Source organism: Pseudomonas fluorescens (assembly GCF_001648775.1).
Lineage (GTDB): Bacteria > Pseudomonadota > Gammaproteobacteria > Pseudomonadales > Pseudomonadaceae > Aquipseudomonas > Aquipseudomonas fluorescens_M.
Genome location: NZ_LVEJ01000003.1, coordinates 18161 through 43249, shown reverse-complemented (window position 1 = coordinate 43249; position 25089 = coordinate 18161). Strand labels below are relative to the sequence as shown.

21 protein-coding genes are annotated in these 25089 nt (G+C 60.3%); 15 read left to right on the top strand and 6 right to left on the bottom strand.

Annotated features, from left to right (window positions below; translation table 11 throughout):
* Positions 1 to 100: 100 nt before the first annotated feature.
* The 7 genes from A8O26_RS04620 (at position 101) to tauD (ending at position 8615) form a co-directional block, all read left to right on the top strand.
* Complete coding sequence (locus A8O26_RS04620) at positions 101 to 2425, top strand: Tex family protein (RefSeq protein ID WP_064116977.1); 2325 nt, start codon at positions 101 to 103, stop codon at positions 2423 to 2425.
* Positions 2425 to 2808 (top strand): PaaI family thioesterase, encoded by a 384-nt coding sequence (locus A8O26_RS04615; protein WP_053116527.1) that lies wholly within the window; start codon positions 2425 to 2427, stop codon positions 2806 to 2808. Before A8O26_RS04620 ends, A8O26_RS04615 begins: the two co-directional genes overlap by 1 nt.
* A 270-nt stretch (positions 2809 to 3078) precedes the next feature.
* Positions 3079 to 4662, top strand: coding sequence for a glutamate--cysteine ligase (gene gshA, locus A8O26_RS04610; protein WP_064116976.1), 1584 nt, complete (start codon positions 3079 to 3081; stop codon positions 4660 to 4662).
* Between the two features lie 342 nt (positions 4663 to 5004).
* Positions 5005 to 5982 (top strand): taurine ABC transporter substrate-binding protein, encoded by a 978-nt coding sequence (tauA, locus tag A8O26_RS04605; RefSeq protein ID WP_064116975.1) that lies wholly within the window; start codon positions 5005 to 5007, stop codon positions 5980 to 5982.
* A 16-nt stretch (positions 5983 to 5998) separates the two neighbouring features.
* A complete protein-coding gene (gene tauB / locus A8O26_RS04600) occupies positions 5999 to 6793 on the top strand; it encodes a taurine ABC transporter ATP-binding subunit (protein ID WP_007917917.1) in 795 nt (264 codons plus the stop codon).
* On the top strand, positions 6790 to 7629 hold the full coding sequence (tauC, locus tag A8O26_RS04595) for a taurine ABC transporter permease TauC (protein WP_064116974.1): 840 nt from the start codon (positions 6790 to 6792) through the stop codon (positions 7627 to 7629). Before tauB ends, tauC begins: the two co-directional genes overlap by 4 nt.
* Before the next feature lie 143 nt (positions 7630 to 7772).
* Positions 7773 to 8615, top strand: coding sequence for a taurine dioxygenase (tauD, locus tag A8O26_RS04590; protein WP_064116973.1), 843 nt, complete (start codon positions 7773 to 7775; stop codon positions 8613 to 8615).
* Positions 8616 to 8826: 211 nt separating this feature from the next.
* Here tauD and mgrA read toward each other — a convergent pair whose 3' ends face one another.
* From mgrA to A8O26_RS04575, 3 genes are all read right to left on the bottom strand, one after another.
* Positions 8827 to 9864: an L-glyceraldehyde 3-phosphate reductase gene (gene mgrA / locus A8O26_RS04585; protein ID WP_064116972.1), complete on the bottom strand. Its 1038-nt coding sequence runs from the start codon at positions 9862 to 9864 to the stop codon at positions 8827 to 8829.
* Between the two features lie 109 nt (positions 9865 to 9973).
* Entirely contained in the window at positions 9974 to 11293 is a 1320-nt protein-coding gene (locus tag A8O26_RS04580; RefSeq protein WP_064116971.1) for an LLM class flavin-dependent oxidoreductase, read from the bottom strand.
* A 2-nt stretch (positions 11294 to 11295) separates the two neighbouring features.
* Complete coding sequence (locus tag A8O26_RS04575) at positions 11296 to 13521, bottom strand: TonB-dependent receptor (protein ID WP_064117306.1); 2226 nt, start codon at positions 13519 to 13521, stop codon at positions 11296 to 11298.
* 206 nt (positions 13522 to 13727) lie between these two features.
* Between A8O26_RS04575 and A8O26_RS04570 the strand changes: the two genes are divergently transcribed.
* Both A8O26_RS04570 and A8O26_RS04565 read left to right on the top strand, forming a co-directional pair.
* Positions 13728 to 14765, top strand: coding sequence for a LacI family DNA-binding transcriptional regulator (locus A8O26_RS04570; protein ID WP_064116970.1), 1038 nt, complete (start codon positions 13728 to 13730; stop codon positions 14763 to 14765).
* 189 nt (positions 14766 to 14954) lie between these two features.
* Entirely contained in the window at positions 14955 to 15215 is a 261-nt protein-coding gene (locus A8O26_RS04565; protein ID WP_064116969.1) for a hypothetical protein, read from the top strand.
* Positions 15216 to 15239: 24 nt separating this feature from the next.
* Here the strand turns inward: A8O26_RS04565 and betT are convergent, their stop codons facing one another.
* Positions 15240 to 17201: a choline transporter BetT gene (betT, locus tag A8O26_RS04560; protein ID WP_172828122.1), complete on the bottom strand. Its 1962-nt coding sequence runs from the start codon at positions 17199 to 17201 to the stop codon at positions 15240 to 15242.
* 400 nt (positions 17202 to 17601) lie between these two features.
* Positions 17602 to 18528 (bottom strand): serine O-acetyltransferase EpsC, encoded by a 927-nt coding sequence (gene epsC, locus A8O26_RS04555; RefSeq protein WP_016983653.1) that lies wholly within the window; start codon positions 18526 to 18528, stop codon positions 17602 to 17604.
* A 190-nt stretch (positions 18529 to 18718) separates the two neighbouring features.
* On the opposite strand from epsC, the gene A8O26_RS04550 reads away from it, so the two are divergent.
* Positions 18719 to 19711, top strand: a complete 993-nt coding sequence (locus A8O26_RS04550; RefSeq protein ID WP_064116967.1) for a D-cysteine desulfhydrase — start codon at positions 18719 to 18721, stop codon at positions 19709 to 19711.
* An 8-nt stretch (positions 19712 to 19719) separates the two neighbouring features.
* Here A8O26_RS04550 and A8O26_RS29745 read toward each other — a convergent pair whose 3' ends face one another.
* Complete coding sequence (locus A8O26_RS29745) at positions 19720 to 19863, bottom strand: hypothetical protein (protein ID WP_155740641.1); 144 nt, start codon at positions 19861 to 19863, stop codon at positions 19720 to 19722.
* A gap of 133 nt (positions 19864 to 19996) precedes the next feature.
* Here A8O26_RS29745 and tcyJ point away from each other — a divergent pair, with 133 nt between their 5' ends.
* From tcyJ to A8O26_RS04525, 5 genes are all read left to right on the top strand, one after another.
* Positions 19997 to 20797, top strand: coding sequence for a cystine ABC transporter substrate-binding protein (gene tcyJ / locus A8O26_RS04545; protein ID WP_064116966.1), 801 nt, complete (start codon positions 19997 to 19999; stop codon positions 20795 to 20797).
* Positions 20797 to 21462, top strand: coding sequence for a cystine ABC transporter permease (gene tcyL, locus A8O26_RS04540; RefSeq protein ID WP_007918741.1), 666 nt, complete (start codon positions 20797 to 20799; stop codon positions 21460 to 21462). Before tcyJ ends, tcyL begins: the two co-directional genes overlap by 1 nt.
* A gap of 4 nt (positions 21463 to 21466) precedes the next feature.
* Entirely contained in the window at positions 21467 to 22216 is a 750-nt protein-coding gene (gene tcyN, locus A8O26_RS04535; RefSeq protein WP_064116965.1) for an L-cystine ABC transporter ATP-binding protein TcyN, read from the top strand.
* A 459-nt stretch (positions 22217 to 22675) separates the two neighbouring features.
* The gene (locus A8O26_RS04530) at positions 22676 to 23440 is read left to right on the top strand and encodes a hypothetical protein (RefSeq protein ID WP_064116964.1); all 765 of its coding nucleotides are present in this window, start codon (positions 22676 to 22678) and stop codon (positions 23438 to 23440) included.
* Positions 23441 to 23831: 391 nt separating this feature from the next.
* Positions 23832 to 25073: an SfnB family sulfur acquisition oxidoreductase gene (locus A8O26_RS04525; RefSeq protein WP_064116963.1), complete on the top strand. Its 1242-nt coding sequence runs from the start codon at positions 23832 to 23834 to the stop codon at positions 25071 to 25073.
* Positions 25074 to 25089: the final 16 nt, after the last annotated feature.

Here is a 25089-nt window from a genome sequence, read left to right as displayed (position 1 = left end):
TTTTGACCCAGGCAGCGGCCATCTTCACGCCGCTCAACCAGACTCCGGGCCTTTATTTCCGTGCCTGCGAGCCTGCTTTCACAATATGTCAGGTGGTTTTATGGACAGCATCAACAGCCGCATCGCCGAGGAACTCGGTGTACGCCCACAACAGGTCGAAGCGGCCGTCGCGCTACTCGATGAAGGCTCTACCGTTCCCTTCATCGCCCGTTACCGGAAAGAAGTCACCGGCAGCCTCGATGACACCCAGTTGCGTCATCTGGAAGAGCGTCTGCGCTACCTGCGAGAACTCGACGAACGGCGCATCAGCATCCTCGCCAGCATCGAAGAGCAAGGCAAACTCACCCCTGCCCTCGAGCGCGACATCAAACTCGCCGACACCAAGACCCGCCTCGAAGACTTGTACCTGCCGTACAAGCAGAAGCGCCGCACCAAGGGCCAGATCGCCCTGGAAGCCGGCCTCGGCGACTTGGCCGACGGCCTGTTCAACGACCCGAACCTGGCGCCGGAAACCGAAGCCGCACGCTTCGTCGATGCCGAAAAAGGCGTGGCCGATGTGAAAGCCGCGCTGGAAGGCGCCAAGTACATCCTCATGGAACGCTTCGCCGAAGACGCCAGCCTTCTGGAAAAACTGCGTAACTACCTGAAACAGGAAGCCACCCTGAGTGCCCGCGTTATCGCCGGCAAGGAAGAGGAAGGCGCCAAGTTCCGCGATTACTTCGAACACGATGAGCCGCTGAAAAGCATGCCGTCGCACCGCGCGCTCGCCATTTTCCGTGGCCGCAACGAAGGCATCCTCAGCTCCGCGCTGAAAGTCGGCGACGAATTGCCAGGCACCATGCACCCGTGCGAAGGCATGATCGGCCAGCAATTCAACATCCAGAACCAGAACCGTCCGGCCGACAAATGGCTCGGCGAAGTGGTGCGCTGGACGTGGAAGGTCAAGCTCTACACGCACCTGGAAACCGACCTGCTCGGCGAGCTGCGTGACGGTGCCGAAACCGAGGCGATCAACGTGTTCGCGCACAACCTGCACGACCTGCTGCTGGCCGCCCCGGCCGGCCCGCGCGCAACCCTTGGTCTCGACCCGGGCCTGCGGACCGGCTGCAAGGTTGCCGTGGTCGACTCGACCGGCAAGATGCTCGATCACGCCACGGTTTACCCGCACGTGCCGCACAACAAGTGGGATCAGACCATCGCCATTCTGGCCGCCCTGTGCGCCAAGCACTCGGTTGACCTGATCGCCATCGGCAACGGCACCGCCAGCCGCGAGACCGACAAACTGGCGATCGAACTGATCAAAAAATATCCAGCGATGAAGATGACCAAAGTCATGGTTTCCGAAGCCGGCGCATCGGTGTACTCGGCATCGGAACTGGCGGCCAAGGAATTCCCGGATCTCGACGTGTCGATCCGTGGCGCGGTATCGATTGCCCGCCGCTTGCAGGATCCGCTGGCCGAGCTGGTGAAAATCGATCCGAAATCCATCGGTGTCGGCCAGTACCAGCACGACGTTTCGCAACTGAAACTGGCGCGCGGTCTGGACGCCGTGGTTGAAGATTGCGTAAACGCCGTCGGCGTAGATGTGAACACCGCATCCGTAGCGCTGCTGGCCCGCATCTCCGGCCTCAACGCGACGCTGGCGCAGAACATCGTCGCTCACCGCGACGAGCACGGCGCGTTCAAAACCCGTGCAGCCCTGAAGAAAGTCGCGCGTCTGGGGGAAAAAACCTTCGAACAGGCGGCCGGTTTCTTGCGCGTGATGAACGGCGACAACCCGCTGGATTCCTCGGCCGTTCACCCGGAAGCCTATCCGCTGGTGCAGCGTATTGCCGCTGAAACCGACCGTGATATCCGCTCGCTGATCGGCGATGCCAGTTTCCTCAAGCGTCTGGATCCGAAGAAATTCACCGACGAGACGTTCGGTCTGCCAACCGTCACCGACATCCTCCAGGAACTGGAAAAACCGGGCCGTGACCCGCGTCCGGAGTTCAAGACTGCCGAGTTCCAAGAAGGCGTCGAAGATCTGAAAGACCTGCAACTGGGGATGATCCTCGAAGGCGTCGTCACCAACGTGACCGCGTTCGGTGCGTTCGTCGACATCGGCGTGCATCAGGACGGTCTGGTGCACATCTCGGCGCTGTCGGAGAAGTTCATCAAAGATCCGCGTGAAGCGGTGAAAGCCGGTGACGTGGTGAAAGTGAAGGTCATGGAAGTCGACATCCCGCGCAAACGCGTTGGCCTGTCGATGCGCATGGGCGACACCCCGGGCGAGAAAATCGACGGTGCCCGTGGCTCGCGTCCTGGCTCGGCCCAGCGCCAGCCTTCGAACAATGCGCCACGCAAGGAAACCGCCACCGCCGCGCCGGTGAACAACGCGATGGCCTCGCTGTTCGCCAATGCCAAGCAGTTGAAGAAACGCTAATGGAAATTCCGGCCGGGCTCGTCGAGAGCGCGTTTTTCAAGCTGTTGGGCTGCCGCCTGCACAGCCTGGAAACCGGGGTGGCGCAAGTCGCCCTGGTGCTGGAACCGGAACTGCGCAATCGCGGCGGCAAATTGCACGGTGGCGCGCTGTTCAGTCTGGTCGACATCGCCATGGGGCTGGCCTGTTCCAGCACTCATGGTTTCGATCAGCAGAGCGCGACCATCGAGTGCAAGATCAACTATATCCGCGCCGTTTCCGACGGTGAGGTGATGTGCACGGCGCGGGTTATCCACCCGGGCCGGCGCACGCTGGTGGTCGAAGCCGACGTGATGCAGGGCGACAAACTGGTCGCAAAAGCGCAAGGCACGTTCGCTGTCCTGTAGCTACCGGTCATCATTTTGAGTTAATTTCGGCGCAACGAACCTTGTGGGAGCGAGCTTGCTCGCGAAGGCGGTGTGTCAGGCAACCGAAATGTTGGCTGATAAACCCTCTTCGCGAGCAAGCTCGCTCCCACAGGGATTGTGCAGTTCCTGACTGACCGGCAAATGGCCTGCCGCTACAAAACCAGGCGAAAACGCCAGTTTCAACTTCACCCTTGTAGACCGTCCTGCCCACCCCCATATTGGGGCGACTGACGCGTGAAGGAATCCAAATTGAGCGAACTTCTCAACCGCCGCCTGGCTCTGCTCGGCGAGCGCGCTAACCTCTCTCTGCTCGAGCAGTGCCTGCACGGTATCGAACGTGAATGCCTGCGCGTGACCAGCGAAGGTCGCCTGGCGCAAACGCCGCACCCCGAAGCCTTGGGTTCCGCGCTGACCAACGAACAGATCACCACCGACTACTCCGAGTCGCTGCTGGAATTCATCACGCCCGCCCTGCCGGATCCGGCTGATACCCTGGCGAGCCTGGACAAGATTCACCGTTTTGCCTACAGCAAACTCGGCAACGAGTACCTGTGGAGTCCATCGATGCCGTGCCCGTTGCCGGCCGAGGAAGACATCCCGATCGCCTATTACGGCACCTCCAACATCGGTCAGCTCAAGTACGTCTACCGCAAGGGCCTGGCCCTGCGTTACGGCAAGACCATGCAGTGCATCGCCGGGATTCACTACAACTTCTCGCTGCCGGAAAAGCTCTGGCCGCTGCTGCGCGAAACCGAAGGTTTTGTCGGCACGGATCGCGACTTTCAGTCGTTCTCCTACATCGCGCTGATCCGTAATTTCCGCCGCTACAGCTGGCTGCTGATGTACCTGTTCGGTGCGTCGCCAGCGCTGGACGCCGGATTCCTGCGTGGTCGTTCGCATCAGCTGGAACAACTCGATCCAGACACTTTGTACCTGCCGTACGCGACCAGCCTGCGCATGAGCGACCTCGGTTACCAGAGCAACGCCCAGGCCGGTCTGACGCCGTGCTACAACGATCTGGCGAGCTACACCGACAGCCTGCGCAAAGCCGTGGCCACACCGTACGCGCCGTACGTTGAAGTCGGCACGCACAAGGATGGTGAGTGGGTGCAGCTCAACACCAACATCCTGCAGATCGAAAACGAGTACTACTCCAACATCCGCCCGAAACGCGTGACCTATACCGGTGAGCGGCCGATTCAGGCGCTGGTCGCCCGTGGCATTCAGTACGTTGAAGTACGTTGTCTGGACATCAACCCGTTCCTGCCAATGGGCATCGACCTCACAGAGTCGCGCTTCCTCGACGCGTTCCTGCTGTTCTGCGCGCTGAACGACAGCCCGCTGCTGACCAACACGTCGTGCGGCAACGCCACGTCGAACTTCCTCAGCGTGGTCAAGGAAGGCCGCCGTCCGGGGCTGCAATTGCAGCGTGACGGTGAGTCGGTCGAGATGAAGACTTGGGCCGCCGAGCTGCTCGAGCAAATCGCTCCGCTGGCGGCGTTGCTGGATCAGAGCCATGGCGGCGACGCGCACAGCAAGGCGCTGGACGGGCAACTAGCCAAGGTCAGCGATCCGTCCCTGACACCGTCCGCGCAGGTGCTGGCGGCGATGGCTGAGCACAAGGAAAGCTTTGCGCAGTTCTCGTTGCGTCAGAGCCAGGCGCATGCGGAGTTTTTCCGTAGCGAGCCTTTGGCGGCGGATGAGCAGGCTAGGTTTGAGGAGTTGGCGCGTACTTCGCTGGCCGCGCAGGCTGAGCTGGAGCAGAACGAGGTGGGCGATTTTGATGTGTTTGTCGGGTCGTATCAGGCGAGTATTTTGGCGATCAGCAACTAAACGTCGCTTGAAGAGCCCCTCACCCTAGCCCTCTCCCAGAGGGAGAGGGGACTGACCGCGGTGTTGATGCGAAGTACACCGACCTGCAATACCGCGCCGAACTCAGGCCCTGAAAAGCACAGAGATCGGCCCCCTTTCCCCCTCGCCCCCCTGGGGGAGAGGGCTGGGGTGAGGGGGCAAAGATCTAACGTCGAACGAATAAATCAGAAACGCCCACAAACTCCCCCGCTCTTAGATTTTTCCGCTCATAAGCTCATTCGAAAAAGTTATTTATTTACTAATTCTTAGATCATTTAGTCTCCTTTCACGCCGACGCTCGGTCGCCTGATATGGAGCTTTTCAATGAAACTGAATTTCCCGCTTCGCCTGCTCGCCGTAGCCTCTCTGGCCGCCGCGAGTTTTCTGGCTCAGGCCGCCGACCTCACCGTCGCCTACCAAACCACCGTTGACCCGGCGAAAGTCGCCCAGGCCGACGGCGCTTACGAAAAAGCCACCAAAGCCGATATCGCCTGGCGCAAGTTCGACAACGGCGCCGACATCATCGCCGCCATCGCCTCCGGTGACGTGCAGATCGGCTACCTCGGCTCGAGCCCGCTGACCGCCGCGATCACCCGCAAAGTCCCGGTCGAAACCTTCCTCATCGCTACCCAGATCGGCGCCGCCGAAGCACTGGTCGCGCGCGACGGTGCCGGGATCAAGACCCCGCAAGATCTGATCGGCAAGAAAATCGCCGTGCCGTTCGTGTCCACCGGTCACTACAGCCTGCTCGCGGCGCTGAAGCACTGGAACATCGATCCGTCGAAAGTCACCGTGCTCAACCTCGCGCCGCCAGCCATCGTTGCCGCGTGGAAACGCGGTGACATCGACGCCACTTACGTTTGGGATCCGGCACTCGGCGTGGCCAAGGAAAACGGCAAAGTGCTGATCACCTCCGGCGAGCTGGCCAAGTTCGGCGCGCCGACCTTCGATGCGTGGATCGTGCGCAAGGACTTCGCCGAGAAGCACCCGGAAATCGTCACCGCGTTCGCCAAGGTCACCCTCGACGCCTACGCCGATTACCGCAAAGACCCGAAAGCCTGGCTCGCCGATCAATCCAACGTCGACAAACTGGTGAAACTCTCCGGCGCCAAGGCCAGCGATATTCCGCTGCTGCTGCAAGGCAACGTCTACCCGCTCGCGGCTGATCAGGTCGTCACCCTCGGCGCACCGACCACCAAAGCCATCACCGACACCGCTGCGTTCCTCAAGGAGCAAGGCAAGGTCGAAGCCGTTCTGCCGGACTACGCGCCGTACGTCAGCGCCAAATTCATCACCAACTGATCGGGAGTTAACCGCGATGGCCTTGCTACAGCTGGAGCGCATCAGCGCACAGTACCCGGGCAGCCCGACACCGGTGCTGGCGGATATTTCTCTGACCCTGGGGCCTCAGCAATTGCTGGTCGCGCTCGGCCCGTCCGGCAGTGGCAAGACTTCGCTGTTGAACCTGATTGCCGGCTTCGTTGAACCGAGCGCCGGGCGCATCACCCTCGACGGCGTGCCGGTCAAAGGCCCAAGCGCAGAACGTGGCGTGGTGTTCCAGGACGACGCGCTGCTGCCTTGGCAGGACGTGTTGGCCAACGTTGCGTTCGGTCTCGAACTGGCCGGCGTCGCCAAAGACAAACGCGAAAAAATCGCCCGTGAGATGCTCGCACTGGTTGATCTCTCCGGTTTCGAAAGCCGCCGAATCTGGCAGCTTTCCGGTGGGCAGAAACAGCGTGTCGGCCTCGCCCGCGCCCTCGCCGCTGACCCGCGTGTGTTGCTGATGGACGAGCCCTTCGGCGCCCTCGACGCGTTCACCCGCGAACAGATGCAGGAGTTGTTGCTGCAAGTCTGGCAGCGCACCGCCAAGCCGGTTTTCCTGATTACCCACGACATTGAAGAAGCAGTGTTCCTCGCCACTGACCTGATTCTGCTCGCGCCGAATCCGGGGCAGATCGTTGAGCGTCTGCACCTGGATTTCGGTCAGCGTTACGCCGCTGGCGAGTCCGCCCGCGCGATCAAATCCGATCCGCGTTTTATCGAAACCCGCGAACACGTGCTGAGCAAAGTGTTCTCGCAACGCAGCGCCGGGCAACGGCAGGAGCGCGCATGAGCAGTTACGACGTTTCCTCGGCTGCGGTAAAACCGGTCAGCGCTTCGGTGGCGATTGCGGTGCGCCGCAGCCTCAGCACGCGCTGGATCAGCTTGCTGACGCTGTTCGCTTTGTTGGCGATCTGGTGGGCGGTGACTGCCACTGGTTTGATCGAACCATTGTTCTTGCCGCCACCGTCTGCCGTGCTGCAAAAAGGCTGGCTGCTAGCGACCACGGGCTATATGGATTCGACGTTGTGGCAGCACTTGGGCGCGAGCCTGAGCCGCATCGGTCTGGGCCTCGGTTTCGCGATTCTGACCGCCGTGCCAGTGGGTATCGCCATTGGTGCCAACCGCATCGCCCGTGGCGTGCTCGATCCGCTGATCGAGTTCTACCGCCCTATCCCACCGCTGGCCTATTTGCCGCTGATCGTGATCTGGTGCGGCATCGGCGAGTTGTCGAAAGTGCTGCTGATTTATCTGGCGATTTTCGCGCCGATTGCCATTGCTACGGCCACCGGTGTGCGCACAGTTGATCCAGCGAAATTGCGCGCGGCGCAGTCGTTGGGCGCAACGCGTCTGCAGCTTATCCGCCATGTGATTTTGCCGAGCGCGTTGCCGGACATTTTGACAGGCGTGCGCATTGGTCTGGGCGTTGGCTGGTCGACGTTGGTCGCTGCCGAATTGATTGCCGCGACCAGCGGTTTGGGTTTCATGGTGCAGTCGGCCGCGCAATTCCTGGTCACCGATGTGGTGGTGCTGGGGATTCTGGTCATCGCCCTGATCGCCTTCGCCATGGAAATGGGCCTGCGCGCCCTGCAGCGCAAACTGGTGCCGTGGCACGGCCAGGCCCACTAAATCGCCTTGTGAAAATTCCCCTGTGGGAGCGAGCCTGCTCGCGAAAGCGTCAGATCAGTCACTGCACTGTCGCCTGACACTCCGCATTCGCGAGCAGGCTCACTCCTACAAAAGCTTGAACCCCGAATTCGAAGAGAAAGACCATGAGCAGCCTCAACATCACTGCATTAAGCTCAGCTCTCGGCGCGCAGATCAGCGGCGTCGACATCAGCCAGCCGTTGACCCTGGAACACCGCGACGCCATCGAGCAGGCGCTGCTCAAGTACCAAGTGCTGTTCTTCCGCAACCAACCCATCGAACCGTCGCAGCAGGCGCGCTTCGCCGCTTACTTCGGCGACCTGCACATTCACCCGATTTACCCGAACGTGCCGGAACAACCGGAAGTGCTGATCCTCGACACCGCCGTCACCGACGTGCGCGACAACGCGATCTGGCACACCGACGTGACCTTTCTGCCGACGCCGGCGATGGGCGCGGTGCTCAGCGCCAAGTTGTTGCCGGAATTTGGTGGCGACACATTGTGGGCCAGTGGCATTGCCGCGTATGAAGCGCTGTCGGCGCCGCTGAAAGGCTTGCTTGAAGGGCTTACGGCGACGCACGATTTCACTCGCTCGTTTCCACTGGAACGTTACGGCAATACGCCAGAAGCACTGGCGCAGTGGGAAGAAGCACGACGCAAGAATCCACCGCTGTCGCACCCGGTGATTCGTACGCATCCGGTCAGTGGGCGGCGTTCGTTGTTCGTCAATGAAGGGTTCACGTCGAAGATCAATGAACTGTCGGAAACCGAGAGCGAGGCGATTCTGAAGTTCCTGTTTGCCCACGCGACGCGGCCGGAATTCACCATTCGCTGGCGCTGGCAGCAGGACGATATTGCGTTCTGGGATAACCGCGTGACCCAGCATTACGCGGTGGATGATTATCGGCCGGCGCGGCGGGTGATGCAGCGGGCGACGGTGTTGGGGGATGTGCCGTTTTTTTGTTGAGCCGTTTTTACAGCCAAAAGCCCCTCACCCTAACCCTCTCCCGGAGGGAGAGGGGACTGACCGAGGTGTTTGTACAAGCTACATTGACCTGAAATATCGGGTTGAACTCAAGCTTTGAAAGGCATGAAGATCGGCTCCCTTTCCCCCTCGCCCCTTGGGGGAGAGGGCTGGGGTGAGGGGGTTGGATCTTGCTGATCCAACCCAATCGTCATCACTCCGCCGTCGAAGGCCTCTCCCAAAGATTGATCCCGCCCTCCTGGGCAAACCGGTCAATCTCCGCCAGTTCTTCAGCACTGAAGCTCAGATTCTTCAACGCCCCGACGTTCTCGATAATCTGCTCCGGTCGACTCGCACCAATCAACGCCGAGGTCACCCGAGAATCGCGCAGCGTCCACGCCAACGCCAGTTGCGCCAGACTCTGGCCGCGACGCTTGGCGATTTCATTCAGCGCGCGCACGTGAGCAATGTTGGCCTCGGACAAGTGCGAAGCCTGCAACGAACCACCGCCCGGACGATTGACCCGCGCATCCGCCGGCACGCCGTTGAGGTATTTGTCGGTGAGCAGACCTTGCGCCAGCGGAGTGAAAGCAATCACGCCGGTGCCGAGTTCATCGGTGGTATCGAGCAGGTCTTTTTCCACCCAACGATTAAGCAAGTTGTAGGCAGGCTGATGAATCAGCAGCGGCACTTTCCACTCTTTCAGTAGCGCCGCCATTTCACGGGTTTTCACCCCGGAATACGACGAGATACCGATGTACAACGCCTTGCCCTGTTGTACGGCAGTGGCGAGTGCGCTGGCGGTTTCTTCCAGCGGGGTGTCCGGGTCGAAGCGGTGCGAATAGAAGATATCCACATAGTCCAGACCGAGGCGTTGCAAGCTCTGGTCGAGGCTGGCCAGCACGTATTTGCGCGAGCCGCCGCCCTGACCGTAGGGGCCGGGCCACATGTCCCAACCGGCCTTGCTGGAGATGATCAGCTCGTCGCGGTATTGCTTGAAATCTTCACGCAGCAAGCGACCGAAGTTGATCTCGGCGCTGCCGTACGGCGGGCCGTAATTGTTGGCCAGGTCGAAGTGGTTGATGCCCAGATCGAACGCGGTGCGCAGCAAGGCGCGCTGGGTGTCGATCGGCGTGCTGTCGCCGAAGTTGTGCCACAGGCCCAGCGAGAGTGCCGGCAGCACCAGACCGCTGCGGCCGACGCGGCGGTAAGGGATGGAGTCATAGCGATTTTCGGCAGCGGTGTAAGTCATCGAATCCTCTCTTGTCTGTCTTGAATGGGTGTCGACTTCTTCGCGAGCAGGCTCGCTCCCACAGGTAAATGCATTCCAAATGTGGGAGCGAGCCTGCTCGCGAAGGGTGTTACACAAATCTATTGCCGGGTCGGGCCAGGCCAAGGTTCTGGCGCAACGTCCGGCCCTCGTACTCCGTTCTGAACAACCTACGCCGTTGCAGTTCCGGCACCACACCATTGGCGAAGTCCTCGAGACCGCCCGGCAGGTGCGGCACCAGCACGTTGAAACCGTCCGCAGCGCCCTGTTCGAACCATTCCTGCAAACGATCCGCGATCTGCTGCGGCGTACCGACCAGGCTGTAATGCCCTCGCCCGCCCGCAATCTTGCGACCGAGTTCGGCAAGCGTCAGGTTCTCCCGACCCGCCAACTCCGTGAGCAATTTCTGCCGGCTCTGCTGGCCGCTTTCGGTCAGTGGCAACTCGGGTAACGGCCCGTCCAGCGGGTACTTCGACAAATCGAAGTTGCCCAGCATACGCCCAAGTAAAGCCACGCCAACTTCAGGTTCGACTAATTGCTGAAACGTTTCACATTTTTCCTGCGCCTCGGCTTCGGTGCGGCCGACCACAACAAAAACACCCGGCATGATTTTCAGCGAATCGGCGCTGCGGCCGTACTTCGGCAGACGTCCTTTGAGGTCAGCGTAAAACGCCTGAGCATTGGCCAAGGACGTTTGCGCGGTGAACACCACTTCAGCGGTCTGCGCCGCCAATTCACGCCCAGTCTCGGAAGAGCCGGCCTGCACGATCACCGGTTGCCCCTGCGGCGAACGTGCAACGTTCAGCGGGCCTTTGACCCGGAAGTGCTCGCCGACGTGATCCAGCACGTGCAGTTTCGCAGGGTCGTAATACGCCCCACTGGCCTTGTCGCGCGCAAACGCATCGTCCTCCCAACTGTCCCAAAGCCCGGTGACCACCTGATGAAACTCGCGGGCGCGGCTATAGCGTTCGGCATGCCCAATATGTTCATCACGCCCGAAATTCAGCGCCTCAGCGGCGTTGTCCGAGGTCACCAGATTCCACCCCGCACGACCACCCGACAGGTGATCGAGCGAGGCGAATTTGCGCGCCACGTGATACGGCTCGTTGTAACTGGTGGTCGCCGTGGCGATCAGGCCGATGTGCTCGGTCACCGCACTCAGCGCCGAGAGCAACGTCAGCGGTTCAAAGTGATCGGAGCGCGCCATGCGACTGGCGATGTCTTGGGTCGGCGCAGCGACGCTGTCGGCGACAAACAACGCATCGAACTTCGCCGCCTCGGCAATCAGCGCCAGCCGTTTGTAATGGGCGAAATCCAGACCCGCATTCGCCGGCACATCCGCATGACGCCACGCCGCCACGTGGTGCCCGGTGGCCATGAGGAACGCACCGAGTTTCAACTGTCTGCTCATCGTTAAAAATCCTTGCGCAGTTGCACGCCGAAGTAGCGCTCGTCATCCCGTGGCACGGCGCGATAAATGTAGTTGCCGCCGCTGGCGAGCAATGGCGAATAAGACTTGTCGGTGAGGTTCTTGCCCAGCAGCGCCACGCGCCAGCCATTGCTGTAATCGGCCAGCGCGACACTGGCGTTCCACAGACCGTAGGCGCCCTGCTTGGTGTCGGCGTTCTGGCTGATGTCGTACTGCACTTCGCTCTGCCAGCTGTAGTCGGTGCCCAGTTCGATATCCAGGCCGTTATCCAGCGGGATGGTGTAGTCGGCGCGCACGTAGCTTTTCCAGTCCGGGCTGAACGGCAGCGGTTTGCCGTTGACGTTGCACGACGCCGCCGCGCCGGCCGGGCAGGCGAATTCGTCGATGCGCGCGCGGGTGTAGGCCAGTGCGCCGGACAGCTTCAATTGTTGGGTGGCCTGCAAGGCGTAATCGAGTTCGACGCCTTCGGTGCTGACGCTGCCGGCATTGATCAGGCGCGTCACCACCTGGCCTGCGACGGTGTCGAAGAAGTTCGCCTGATAGTTGTCGTAGTCGCTGTGGAACACCGCGAGGTTGGTGGTCAGGCGATTGTTCCAGCTCGTCGCTTTGATCCCCGCTTCCCAGATATTGGAGGTCTCCGGTTTCAGCGCTTCGGTGTCGCGCGGCTGCATGTTGAAGAACACGTTGTAAGCCGGACCTTTGTAGCCGCGCGAGTAGGTCAGGTAAGTGGTGACCGTATCACTCAGGTCGTACTGCACACCGAGGCGCCCGGACCAGCCGTCTTCGTCCACTGAACCGGAACTGCTGGTCGCCGGCTGAATGCCGCTGACCGTGGTCGCCGAAGTCGAAACGCGGCGGTGATCGTATTCGAGATTATCGTGGGTATAGCGCAGGCCGGCGATGCCGCGAAAGTCGGAGGTGAAGTTCAGCGTGCTCTCACCGAACACCGCATAGCTGTCGCTGGTGGTGCTGTAATTGGCGACGCCACGGTCGGTGCGCGTGGTCGTCGTCAGCGTGCGCTGATAGGTCTCGTCGTCCTTGCCGTGCATGTAGAACAGGCCGCCGACGTATTCGAGAAACTCGCCTTTCGGTGAGGCCAGACGCAGCTCTTGCGAGTATTGATCGAAGGCCAGATCGCCCTTGTCCGCCGTGCCGGGGAACGCTGCCGTCACTGTGCCGAGACGGTCGCCGTCCTGATACTGCGTATTGTCCCAGCCGCGCCATGCGGTAATCGAGGTCAGCGTGTAATCGCCCAATTGCCAGTCGAGCTGGCCGGACAGGCCTTTGTTGATGTCCTCAACGTGACTGCGCGTGTCGGTGTTGATGTCGCGGTTGTGGCTGCTCGCATTGACCGGGCTGAGCGCGTTGGCGAAGGCCGGGGTCAGCGACTTGCTGACCACGCCGTTGGGGCCGTCGTCGTGGGACTGCATGTAGTCGGCGATCAGCGTGAAAGTGACGTCGTCGTTCGGGGTGAATTCGAGTTTGCCGCGCACGCCGCGATGGTTGTAACCGTTGACCTCCTGGCCATTGTGTTGGTTGTCGACGTTACCGTCGTAGCTGCCGAACAGGGTGCTGATCGAGCCTTTCAACGTGTCCGGTATCAGACTGCCGCCAATGCCGAAACGGGTGCGACTTTCGTTGCCGCTGTAGTACGACTGATCGATGTAGCCGTGGGTCTCGGCGGTCGGCGCCTTGCTGGTGATGTTGAGCACACCGGCCGAGGCGTTCTTGCCGAACAGCGTGCCTTGCGGGCCGCGCAATACTTCGACGCGCTCCAGATCCAGCAGATCGAGCGTGGACTGCCCCGGACGCGCATACACCACGCCGTCGATCACCGTCGCCACGGTCGGCTCGACGCCCGGCGAGGTGGAAATGGTGCCGACGCCGCGCACGAACAACGAGGTGTCCTTGTTCGACGCGCCGGTGCGGAAGTTCAGCGACGGCACTTGCTGAACGATGCTCGCCACGCCGTTGCGGTTATCGCGCTCAAGCTGCTCGCCGTCGATCACCGAAACCGCGACCGGGACTTTTTGCAGCGACTCTTCGCGACGGGTCGCGGTGACAGTCACGGATTTCAGTGTCGGCTCTTGATCTGCGCTCTCGGCGGCGAAGGCGTTGGGCAATGGCAGCGCCGCCAGCCCCGTCAATAACCAGCCTGCGGCGCGAATCGATTGCGCCAGTGTGTGTGTCGCCCCAGGAATATTGTGCATGCTCTGCCCGCTCGAAATTGGCCCTGATCCGCTGCCGTTCTGCGACGACAGCGCCTGAATCGGTGTCTTGGGCATTCGCTCGAGCGAGTAGCAGACAACGCGCTTTGTTAGCGCTAACATCGCCAGTATTGGCAAGCCACCCATAGATCGTCCAATACTGAAAAATTACTTTTATATGCGATTTGGTTTTTAAGAAGGATCGACCCTTGAGCGAAGAAAAACCGCGCAAACGCCGTGGCGCCGGACGCGTGACCCTGAATGTCGTGGCACGTGAGGCCGGGGTTTCGGCGATTACCGTGTCGCGCTATTTCAATCAGCCCGAGCAGGTGTCGCCCGAACGCCGCGAACGCATCGCGGCGGTGGTGGCCGAGTTGGGTTATGTACCGAATCTGGTGGCCGGCGGGCTGGCCTCGGCGCGGGGAAAAATCGTCGGCATGGTGATTCCGAACATCTCCGGACCGATCTTCGCCAATACCATCCAAGGCTTCAGCGACACCCTCAGCCGGCATGGCTATCAGCTGTTGCTGGCATCAAGTTACTTCAGCGCCGAGCAGGAAGAAAACGCGGTGCGCGCGTTTCTCGGCTGGTCGCCGGCGGCGCTGGTGCTGACCAGTCACTTTCACAGTGCGGGCACGGAAAAGATGATCGCCGAGGCAGATATTCCGGTGATTGAAACCTGGGATTACCAGTCGGATCGCGAGCCGATGCAGATCGGTTTTTCGCATTTTGAAGTGGGCGTGAAGGCGGCAAAACATCTGCTGGGAAAAGGCTACCGACGCATTGCCTTCGTCCAGAACAGCGCTGCGGGTGACTTCAGCGCACTGGAGCGCCGCGACGGTTACGCGGCGACTTTAAAAGAATCCGGCCTGGAACCGTGGGTCTTCGCCCCCGACGCTGATCGCGCGCCGTTCGAGGCCGGCAAACAGGCGATGGACACCCTGATGAGCACCTCACCGCGCCCCGACGCGATCATCTTCGCCAACGACAACCTTGCCGCCGGCGGCCTGCTCGCCGGGCAACGCGCGGGCCTGAAAATTCCTGAAGACTGCGCCGTCCTCGGCTTCGGTGATTACCCTTTCGCCGAGATGCTCCTGCCCAGCCTGAGCACGATCAAACCGCCGGCGCTGGAGATTGGCGTGCTGGCTGCAACGCGCGTTTTGGAAAGTCTCGGTGTATTACCCAGCGACGAGGTGCAACGATTGAATCTGTTGCAGTGCCAAGTCATCGAACGCGAAAGTACCTGATGAATATGGCGGGGGCGGGATTGTCTATGCTCTAAAGAACACCGAGGTGGCCCCTTCGCGAGCAGGCTCGCTCCCACAGGGATTTCCTGTGTACATGAAATTTATGTCCAGCCGAGATCCATTGTGGGAGCGAGCCTGCTCGCGATAGCGGTCTTTCAGGCAATAAACATCCACTAGACAGAGCTCGCCATGCACACCGCCATCATCATTTTCTTCGGCCTGGTCCTGCTCGCGCTGATGCTCTACATCGGCGAGCGCATTGGCTTCAGCCGCCAGACCATGGCCTACGGCTTCGCCGCCCTGTGGCTGGCGTTGACGGTGATCAATGGCGCGGTAGGCGTGGTGCACGCGGGCCAGCCCCTGGGTTCGGAAATAGCGATTGGCAGTGCGGTGTTCGGCGTGCCGGTGGCGGCGATGGTGTTGTTCATGGTGCTGAGCGCCGAGTCGTAAAACGTCCCGGCGCTCAGCTGCCAATCAACGCACCAGATGCAAGAACTGCATGTGCCGCTCGTACTGGTCGAGGATGTCGTTGATGATCTGCTCTTTGGTGTAGCCGACCAGATCGTAGTCCTGACTGCCCTCGCTCAAGTGCACTTCGGCGCGATAGTAGCGACGATTGTTGAGCTGCTTGGAACCCATGCCCCCACGCGCGAACGACGGCGTGAAGTAGCCGCGCATCTGCACCTGATAGATGAACGGATGCGCATCACCGTGGCCAATTTCGAGGCTGACGCTGTCATTCGCCGGGTCCGGTTGCGTGACCACGTTGAGGCCTTTTTCAACGAACACCGCCGTCACTTCTTCAATCGCCGGGCGCACCGTGGTGTCCATGAAGCGGTACACCTCGTCCCGCGACGGGAAATGCACAGCCTGACTCAAGCGCTGTCGCCAGCCGCCCGTGCCGCGCCGCGAACCGGAGACCGGTGCCAGCGAATGCAGTTGCGCGATCTGTTTCTGCGACTCCAGATAGAACGCCTTGTGCAGGCCCCACATCATCAGCAGCAGAATCAGCGAGAACGGCAACGACGTCAGCACCACCGCCGACTTCAGCGCATCGATGCTGCCGGAGAACAACAGCGCACTGGTGATCAGCGCGGTCATCGCGCCCCAGAACACCCGCAGCCATTTCGGCCCGTCTTCGTCCGGGTTGCCACCCTTGGCCGACAGCGTCGAGAGCACCACGGTGCCGGAGTCGGCAGAGGTGACGAAGAACACGAAGCTGATAAACACCGTCACGGCGATGACGGTTTTGCTCCATGGATAGGTTTCCAGCAGCAAGTAAATACTCATCGACGGGTTGTCGAGGGCCGACATGCCCAGCGCACTCATGCCGTGGTTGAGCACCTGATCGATGGCGCTGTTGCCGAAGATCGACATCCACGCGAGGGTGAAACCGAGCGGAATCAGCAGCACGCCGAAGACGAATTCACGGATGGTGCGGCCACGGGAAATCCGTGCGATGAACAGACCCACGAACGGCGACCATGCAATCCACCAGGCCCAGTAGAACACCGTCCAGCCGCCGAGCCAGTCGCTCGGTTTGTCGTAGGCGTAGAGGTCGAAACTCTTCATCGGCAAGGCCCCGAGGTAGTCGCCGATGTTCTGGATCAAAGTGTTGAGCAGATGCTGGGTAGGCCCGGCGAACAACACAAACAGCAGCAGCGCACAGGCCAGCAGCATGTTGATGTCGGACATCACCCGCACGCCTTTATCGACACCCGAGACCGCAACGATGATCGCCGCGCCCATCATCAGCGTGATCAGGCCGACTTGAATCCACTGGGTGTGAGCGATGCCGAACAGGTAGTCCAGACCGGAATTGAGGTGCAACACCCCAAAGCCCATGTCGGCGCCCAGACCGAACACCGTGGCGATGATGCCGAAGCCATCCACTGCGTAACCGATCGGGCCGTTGATGCGTTTGCCGATCAGCGGATACAGCGCCGAGCGTAGCGCCAGCGGCAGGTTGTGGCGGTAAGCGAAGTAGGCCAGCGCCATGCCGACGAAGGCGAACACGCCCCAGCCATGCAGGCCCCAGTGCAGAAACAGAACCTGCATTGCCTGACGCGCCGCATCCGCCGTGCCGGCCTCGCCTTGCGGCGGCTGCAGCATGTGGGTCAGCGGTTCGGACACGCAAAAGAAGAACAGCGTGATGCTGATCCCGGCGGCGAACAGCATGCCGGCCCAGGACAGGTAACTGAATTCGGGTTCGTCGTGGTCGGCACCGAGTTTTATCTTGCCGTAGCCGGATAAGGCGGTGACCACCACGAAGACCAGATACAGGGTCATCGCGAGCATGTAGTACCAGCCGACCGTGTTGGCCGCCCAGTTTTGCGCTTCCAGCAGCCAGGCGCCAGCCTGTTCAGGCATGGCGATGACGACGAGACCAAACAGCAGTATGACCGTCGCGGCAAAGTAGAACACCGGCGGATTCATGCGTACCAGACCGCTGGCGGGGGTAGACGATGCACTCATGAAACGTGCACCTCGAGGGGTTGAAACGTGGCTGAAATGATCGGACTCAGCAAAGGCAAGCCTCCTGTTGTGAGCGGGCAGCGAACCACCGGTTTAACTTGAATGAACGTTCAAGTTAAACATGGATGGGGGGGTAAGGACTAATCGTACGGCTAGGCGGTAGTTTTCCTACGCTAGCTCAAGGATGGGTATGACGCGGGTTTGAGGGTATTCGTTCACTGGAGAATTGGCTGATTGCCATTATCTTGATTTGGTCTGAAAACCATTCGCGAGCAGGCTCGCTCCCATATTTGAAACGCATTCCAGTGTGGGAGCGAGCCTGCTCGCGAAGAGGCCAGATGCCGCAACGCAATTTCAGAGCCTACTTCTGCGTCCCGTCATCATGTTGCAAATTCGCCTGGGTCAGATTGCACCCCGCTGGCACGCTGCGCGTCAGCCAGACATTGCCGCCAATGGTCGAACCCTTGCCAATGGTGATCCGCCCGAGAATCGTCGCCCCGGCGTAAATCACCACATCATCTTCAACAATCGGATGGCGCGGATGGCCCTTCTGCAACTGCCCGTCTTCATCCGCCGGGAAGCGCTTGGCGCCCAACGTCACGGCCTGATAAATCCGCACACGCTCGCCAATGATCGCCGTCTCGCCGATCACCACACCCGTACCGTGATCGATAAAGAAGCTACGGCCGATCTGCGCACCCGGATGGATGTCAATGCCGGTCGCCGAGTGGGCGATTTCCGCGCTGATCCGCGCCAGCAACGGCAAGCCTGCGCGATACAAATGATGGGCCAGACGATGGTGAATCACCGCGAGAATCCCCGGATAGCACAGCAGCACTTCATCGACGCTGCGGGCCGCCGGGTCACCGTGATAAGCCGCCAGCACATCGGTGTCGAGCAGCGTGCGCAGGCCCGGCAGTGCCAAGGCGAAATCCTGCACGATCTGAATCGCGCGGGCCTCGACTTCGGTGTCGGCCTGCGCGCTGTGGCGGGCGACGTAACGCAGTTCCAGGCGGGTCTGCGCCAACAAGGCATTCAGCGCCACATCAAGGGTGTGGCCGACGTAGAAGTCTTCACTTTCTTCGCGCAAATCCACCGGGCCCAGGCGCATCGGGAACAGCGCGCCACACAACGCTTCAAGAATCTCCGCCATCGCTGCCCGCGACGGCAACTCGCGACCACCCTGCTCGCCGGACGCCCGGCCGTTCTGTGCCCGCCACTGATCCCGCGCGCTGCGCAGTTGACTGACGATGGTCTGCAATTGCCAATGGCTGGAACGCTCGCTCACGGTAAAGACTCCTCACGGGCGGCCGGACTGTCGGGCCGCGTCAACGGCGCCTACTTTACGGCATGCTCGCGAGGGCGAATTAAGAACCGATAGTGCTGGACTCAGTTCATTTGGCTATAAGCGATTGACGGTTGCCCCTGCAAAAGCGCGTGCCTATAGTCCTTTCATCTTTCTCCGCCAGTACGGACTCATGATTAAGAATCAGCTGGATCGCTTTAACCGTCTCGACCTGCTCGGCCATCCGACGCCGCTGGAAAAACTCGAACGCCTGTCGTCCTGGCTCGGCCGCGAGGTGTACATCAAGCGCGATGACCTGACGCCGCTGGCCATGGGCGGCAACAAGCTGCGCAAACTCGAATACCTCGCCGCCGACGCCCTCGCGCAAGGTGCCGACACACTGATCACCGCCGGTGCACTGCAATCGAACCACGTTCGGCAAACGGCTGCGCTGGCCGCCAAACTCGGTCTCGGCTGCGTGGCGTTGCTGGAAAATCCACTCGGCACCGATGACAGCAACTACACCGGCAACGGCAATCGCCTGCTGCTGGATCTGTTCGACACCAAGGTCGAGCTGGTCGACAACCTCGACAACGCTGATGAACAACTGGCCGCCCTCGCCGTGCGTTTGCGCAGCAATGGCAAGAAACCGTATCTGGTGCCAATCGGCGGCTCAAATGCGCTCGGTGCGCTGGGTTATGTGCGCGCCGGCCTGGAACTGGCCGAGCAGATCAAAGACACCGGCCTGAATTTCGCCGCCGTGGTGTTGGCCTCGGGGAGTGCCGGGACGCACAGCGGTCTGGCCTTGGCGTTGAGCGAAGTGCTGCCGCAATTGCCGGTGATCGGCGTGACGGTTTCGCGCAGTGAAGAAGATCAACGGCCGAAGGTGCAGGGCCTGGCGGAACGCACCGCGGCGCTGCTCGGCGTCGAACTGCCGGCCAGTTTCAAGGTCGAGTTGTGGGACGAATATTTTGGTCCGCGTTATGGCGAGCCGAATGCCGGCACTTTGGCAGCGGTGAAGCTTTTGGCGAGTCAGGAAGCGGTGCTGCTGGATCCGGTTTATACCGGCAAGGCGATGGCGGGATTGCTGGACGGGATCGGGCGTCAGCGTTTTGATGAGGGGCCGATCATTTTCTTGCACACCGGCGGCGCGCCGGCGTTGTTTGCCTATAGGGATTTTTTGTAAGAGCAAGATCAAAAGATCGCAGCCTGCGGCAGCTCCTGCACGGGATTACCTGTAGGAGCTGCCGCAGGCTGCATCTTTTTCCACAGACGCTGCATATTCCAATAAAGAATATCATTTTCAATATTAAGTATTTTCAAGTCTAACGCAGACATCTTATAGTCTCGCCGCAGGCGAATTTCGCGCAAGACGCATAAGCTGCTTTAGGGCACGATAACGCAGGCGCACGAATCACCCATTCGCCAACTTTCCTTTAGCGTCTTCCATAAGAAAACACAGGGGCTCGTCATGAATTTTTCCGCACTACGTCGCAATCTGCTGGTGGGTTCACTGGGCCTGGCGCTGAGCGCCGGTCTGATCAGCCAGGCAGTCGCCGGTGAGCAGCTGCAACAGATCAAGGACAAAGGCGTTATCAACGTCGGCCTGGAAGGCACTTACCCTCCATTCAGCTTCGTCGATGCCGATGGCAAACTGTCCGGTTTCGAAGTCGAGCTCTCCGAAGCAATCGCGCAAAAACTCGGCGTCAAAGCCAAGATCCAGCCGACCAAGTGGGACGGCATTCTCGCCGCGCTGGAATCCAAGCGTCTGGACGTCGTAGTCAACCAGGTGACCATCTCCGACGAGCGCAAAAAGAAGTATGACTTCTCCGAGCCGTACACCGTTTCCGGGATTCAGGCACTGGTGCTGAAGAGCAAAGAAGCGTCGCTGAACATCAAGACCGCCAATGACCTGTCCGGCAAGAAAGTCGGTGTCGGCCTGGGCACCAACTACGAACAATGGGTTCGCGCCAACGTGCCGGGCGCTGACGTGCGCACCTACGATGATGATCCGACCAAGTTCGCCGACCTCAACAACGGCCGCACCGACGCCATCCTGATCGACCGTCTGGCTGCACTGGAATACGCCAAGAAAGCCCCGAAAACCGTCGCTGCCGGTGAAGCTTTCTCGCGTCAGGAAGCCGGTGTTGCCCTGCGTAAAGGCGAGCCTGAATTGCTCGCTGCAGTGAACAAGGCGCTCGACGAACTGCGTGCCGACGGCACCCTGGCGAAGCTGTCCACGAAGTACTTCAACGCTGACGTCACGAAATAATGGAAGAAGCTTTCCAACTCGCACTGGACTCCGCGCCCTTTCTGCTCAAGGGCGCGTATTACACGGTAGTCCTCAGCCTCGGCGGGATGTTCTTCGGCCTGCTGCTGGGCTTTGGCCTGGCGTTGATGCGCCTGTCGCGCTTCAAATCGGTGAGCTGGCTGGCGCGCATCTACGTGTCGTTCTTTCGCGGCACGCCGCTGCTGGTGCAACTGTTCGTGATCTATTACGGCTTGCCGCAATTGGGTCTCGAACTGGATCCGCTGCCGGCGGCGCTGATCGGCTTCTCGCTGAACATGGCCGCCTACGCCTGTGAAATTCTGCGCGCCGCGATCGGTTCGATCGAGCGCGGTCAGTGGGAAGCCGCTGCGAGCATCGGCATGACCCGCGCGCAAACCTTGCGCCGGGCCATCCTGCCGCAAGCGATGCGCACGGCGTTGCCGCCGCTGGGCAACAGCTTCATTTCACTGGTCAAGGACACGGCACTGGCCGCCACCATTCAGGTGCCGGAGCTGTTCCGTCAGGCGCAGTTGATTACCGCCCGGACTTTCGAAGTCTTCACCATGTATCTTGCCGCCGCGCTGATCTACTGGATTCTGGCCACGGTGCTCTCGCACTTCCAGAACAAGTTGGAAGAGCGGGTCAATCGGCACGACCAGGAGTCCTGAGCCCATGATTGTCGTGGAAAAACTGACCAAGCAATTCAAGGGTCAGGTCGTGCTCAACGGCATCGACCTTGAGGTCAAGGAAGGCGAAGTCGTCGCGATCATCGGCCCCAGCGGATCGGGGAAAACGACGTTCCTGCGCTGCCTGAATTTCCTTGAACAACCCACCAGCGGCCGGATCAAGGTCGGCGATATCGAGATCGATACCAGCCGCCCGCTGAATCAGCAGCAGAGCCTGGTGCGCAACCTGCGCCAGCACGTCGGCTTCGTGTTTCAAAACTTCAACCTGTTCCCCCATCGCACTGCATTGGAGAACGTCATCGAAGGCCCGATCGTGGTCAAGAAGATGCCGCGCGAAGCAGCGGTGGCCCTGGGTAAAAAGCTGTTGGCCAAGGTCGGCCTCGCTGGCAAAGAGGACGCCTACCCGCGTCGTCTCTCCGGTGGTCAGCAACAGCGCGTGGCGATTGCCCGAGCGCTGGCAATGGAACCGGAAGTGATTCTGTTCGACGAGCCGACCTCGGCCCTCGATCCGGAACTGGTCGGCGAAGTATTGGCGACCATCCGCGGTCTGGCCGAAGAAAATCGCACCATGGTGATTGTCACTCACGAAATGGCTTTCGCCCGTGACGTCGCCAACCGTGTGGTGTTTTTCGACAAGGGCGTCATCGTGGAGCAAGGCGAGGCGAAAGCGCTGTTTGCCAATCCGAAAGAACAACGCACTCAGCAATTTCTCAGTAAATTCCTTAATCACGCCTGAAACTTCCAGCGCTAATCGCAAACTTCCACGGATGGAAGTTGCACCCTCACTTCAATACTCATTCTGCACCCCCTGCATCGTCCAGCGTAATACAACTCGCTGTTCTGCAATCGTTATGGTGCGTCTTTAATATGCCGTCCCCCGTCCGCCAGGGTTTGAATATACCCGCTTCCAAATCGGCAAAAAAACGCGAGTTCTGTGGCCAAATTCATCATAGAGCCTAGGCATAAGGCCTCAACGATGTAGGAGTCTTCTGATTAACTTGTAATTCACGGATTAACTAACGCCGTCTATTGACACCCCTTCCCGCACACTCTTATCTAGTCGCCAACCGGCACCACTTAGTTAAATCAATGCGCATCAAACTTGAACAAAACTCACAGTTTTATTGCCCGTTAATTGACGTTTTTTATTCTTTCGGAAACGGACTTCGCTGCAAGACTTCAAGGAGAGAAACCGATGACCCGCACTTCGCAGAACACCGATCTGGCCGCCCCGATGCTGGCGCCAGGGCAACAAACCGGCATCAATCTGGCAGCCGCCGCACACCTGTTGGTCAACGTACCGCCTTACCCCGAGATGGATTGCGGCGACCTGATCGAACTGTTCTGGAACAAATGCTATGTCGCCTCGCGGGTGCTGTCCGCTGAAGATGTCGGCGCCACGGTCAGCCTGCGGGTTCCGGAGAGTTTCATCGCCAGCGGCACCGCACGCATTCACTATCGGCTGATGCAAGTCGGCCAAGGGGCGGCGACGTCGGCGGCGACTCGCGTAGAGGTCAAACTCGACTGCCCCGGCGGCCAGCCTGCCGCCCTGTGCGGGGACGAGAATCAACAATTGGCACCCGTGACGATCCCCGACAGCATTCGCCGCCAGGGCGTGAATCCGAATCAGATCAAACGCGGCGTACCGTTGACCATCGAGCCGTATACGAGCATGGCCGAAGACGACGCCATTACCTTGCGTTGGGGTGACGTGCGCATGGATCTGGCACCGATCACGGCCGCGGACGTCGGGCTGCCGATTCAGGTCTGGGTGCCACCGGCGATCATCGTTGAAGCTGGAGAAGATCTGCGCCTCGACGTGACCTATTGCGTCATCGACCGGGTCGGAAACAACTCACGCTGGGCGCCGCCGCGGACGTTAAAAATCGGCTGCGTCAACCCTTATCTGAAAGTGCCGCTGCGACCCGAACTGAAAGCCGCCGAATCCCGCAAACAATGATTCAGTTCCCTGTGGCGAGGGAGCTTGCTCCCGCTCGGCTGCGCAGCAGTCGCAAAACCTGACACGACCATTGAACTGATAAATCTCGGTGTGCAGGTTTCGGGAGCGCTTCGCACCCCGGCGGGAGCAAGCTGCCTCGCCACAGGATCACTCCAGCCATAAAAATTCGTTAACCAACCCGACCACACACCCTTCTATGCATATTCCTAAAAGTTAGTTTATTTAATATTTATACACGCTTAGGGTATATGAACCGGACCACCGGACATTCTTTCGTTCGCCGCGCTTTTGCGGCGTTTTTCATGAGATGTGAGGTAGGTAGTATGGTCCGGAACACAATCACCCCAGTGCAGATCGCCAGGGCATTGCGTGCAGCCAAGGAGCGGCACTGATGTCCAGTCTGGCAGACGCAAACGTCCAGTCGGATCTGGACATCGCCCCACTGTTGTTGCCCGCGCAAGTCTTGCGCAACGACGCCCAAGCCATCAAGGCCGCCCATGAGCTGGCGCAAGTCGCCCGCGTGCAGGCCGCCAAACGCGATCGTCAGCGCAAATTGCCGTGGTCGGAAATCGAACAGTTCACCCGCAGCGGCTTAGGCAGCATTGCCATACCGCGCGAATACGGTGGCCCGCAGGTTTCGTTCGTCACATTGGCCGAGGTTTTCGCCATTATTTCGGCGGCCGACCCGGCGCTGGGACAAATCCCGCAGAACCAGTTCGGCATCATCAATTTGGTGCTCGGCAGCGCGACCGAGGAGCAGAAAAAGCAGCTGTTCCAGAGTGTTCTGGAAGGCTGGCGCATCGGCAATGCCGGCCCGGAACGCGGCACCAAAAACACCCTGGAACTGAAAGCACGGATCACCGCCGACGGCGACGATTACGTGATCAACGGCCAGAAGTTCTACTCCACCGGAGCGCTGTTTGCGCACTGGGTCGCGGTGAAAGCGCTTAACGATGACGGCAAGCAAGTACTGGCCTTCGTCCGTCGCGGCACGCCGGGGCTGCGCATCGTTGATGACTGGTCAGGCTTCGGTCAGCGCACCACCGCCAGCGGCACGATTTTGCTCAATAACGTGCGCGTCGAATCGAGCCTGGTCGTCGACAACTGGAAGATCAACGAAATCCCGAATACCCAAGGCGCGGTGTCGCAACTGATCCAGGCGGCCATCGACGCCGGCATCGCCCGTGGCGCCATCGACGATGCCATTGAGTTCGTCAAAACCCGAGCACGGCCGTGGATCGACGCCAAGGTTGATCGCGCCAGTGATGACCTTTATGTGATCGCCGACATCGGCAAACTGAAAATCGAACTGCACGCCGCCGAAGCGCTGCTGCGCAAGGCCGGGCGAGTGCTTGATCAAGTCCACGCCGCGCCGCTCACTGCCGAGTCTGCCGCACGCGCCTCCATCGCCGTGGCTGAAGCGAAAGTGCTCACCACCGAGATTTCTCTACTCGCCAGCGAAAAGCTCTTCGAACTGGCCGGTAGCCGCGCGACCCTCGCCGAATTCAATCTCGACCGCCATTGGCGTAATGCCCGAGTGCATACGTTGCACGACCCGGTGCGCTGGAAATATCACGCGGTCGGCGCCTATCGCCTCAACGGCACTTTACCGGCTCGCCACTCCTGGATTTGACCACCAGACATCTGGA

Excerpts from the sequence above, each read along its gene's own strand:
- A8O26_RS04620 (WP_064116977.1), top strand. The coding sequence starts at position 101 with ATGGACAGCATCAACAGCCGCATCGCCGAGGAACTCGGTGTACGCCCA.
- A8O26_RS04615 (WP_053116527.1), top strand. The coding sequence starts at position 2,425 with ATGGAAATTCCGGCCGGGCTCGTCGAGAGCGCGTTTTTCAAGCTGTTG.
- tauA (WP_064116975.1), top strand. The coding sequence starts at position 5,005 with ATGAAACTGAATTTCCCGCTTCGCCTGCTCGCCGTAGCCTCTCTGGCC.
- tauB (WP_007917917.1), top strand. The coding sequence starts at position 5,999 with ATGGCCTTGCTACAGCTGGAGCGCATCAGCGCACAGTACCCGGGCAGC.
- tauC (WP_064116974.1), top strand. The coding sequence starts at position 6,790 with ATGAGCAGTTACGACGTTTCCTCGGCTGCGGTAAAACCGGTCAGCGCT.
- tauD (WP_064116973.1), top strand. The coding sequence starts at position 7,773 with ATGAGCAGCCTCAACATCACTGCATTAAGCTCAGCTCTCGGCGCGCAG.
- mgrA (WP_064116972.1), bottom strand. The coding sequence starts at position 9,864 with ATGACTTACACCGCTGCCGAAAATCGCTATGACTCCATCCCTTACCGC.
- A8O26_RS04580 (WP_064116971.1), bottom strand. The coding sequence starts at position 11,293 with ATGAGCAGACAGTTGAAACTCGGTGCGTTCCTCATGGCCACCGGGCAC.
- A8O26_RS04575 (WP_064117306.1), bottom strand. The coding sequence starts at position 13,521 with ATGCACAATATTCCTGGGGCGACACACACACTGGCGCAATCGATTCGC.
- A8O26_RS04565 (WP_064116969.1), top strand. The coding sequence starts at position 14,955 with ATGCACACCGCCATCATCATTTTCTTCGGCCTGGTCCTGCTCGCGCTG.
- betT (WP_172828122.1), bottom strand. The coding sequence starts at position 17,201 with ATGAATCCGCCGGTGTTCTACTTTGCCGCGACGGTCATACTGCTGTTT.
- A8O26_RS04550 (WP_064116967.1), top strand. The coding sequence starts at position 18,719 with ATGATTAAGAATCAGCTGGATCGCTTTAACCGTCTCGACCTGCTCGGC.
- A8O26_RS29745 (WP_155740641.1), bottom strand. The coding sequence starts at position 19,863 with ATGTCTGCGTTAGACTTGAAAATACTTAATATTGAAAATGATATTCTT.
- tcyJ (WP_064116966.1), top strand. The coding sequence starts at position 19,997 with ATGAATTTTTCCGCACTACGTCGCAATCTGCTGGTGGGTTCACTGGGC.
- tcyL (WP_007918741.1), top strand. The coding sequence starts at position 20,797 with ATGGAAGAAGCTTTCCAACTCGCACTGGACTCCGCGCCCTTTCTGCTC.
- tcyN (WP_064116965.1), top strand. The coding sequence starts at position 21,467 with ATGATTGTCGTGGAAAAACTGACCAAGCAATTCAAGGGTCAGGTCGTG.
- A8O26_RS04530 (WP_064116964.1), top strand. The coding sequence starts at position 22,676 with ATGACCCGCACTTCGCAGAACACCGATCTGGCCGCCCCGATGCTGGCG.
- A8O26_RS04525 (WP_064116963.1), top strand. The coding sequence starts at position 23,832 with ATGTCCAGTCTGGCAGACGCAAACGTCCAGTCGGATCTGGACATCGCC.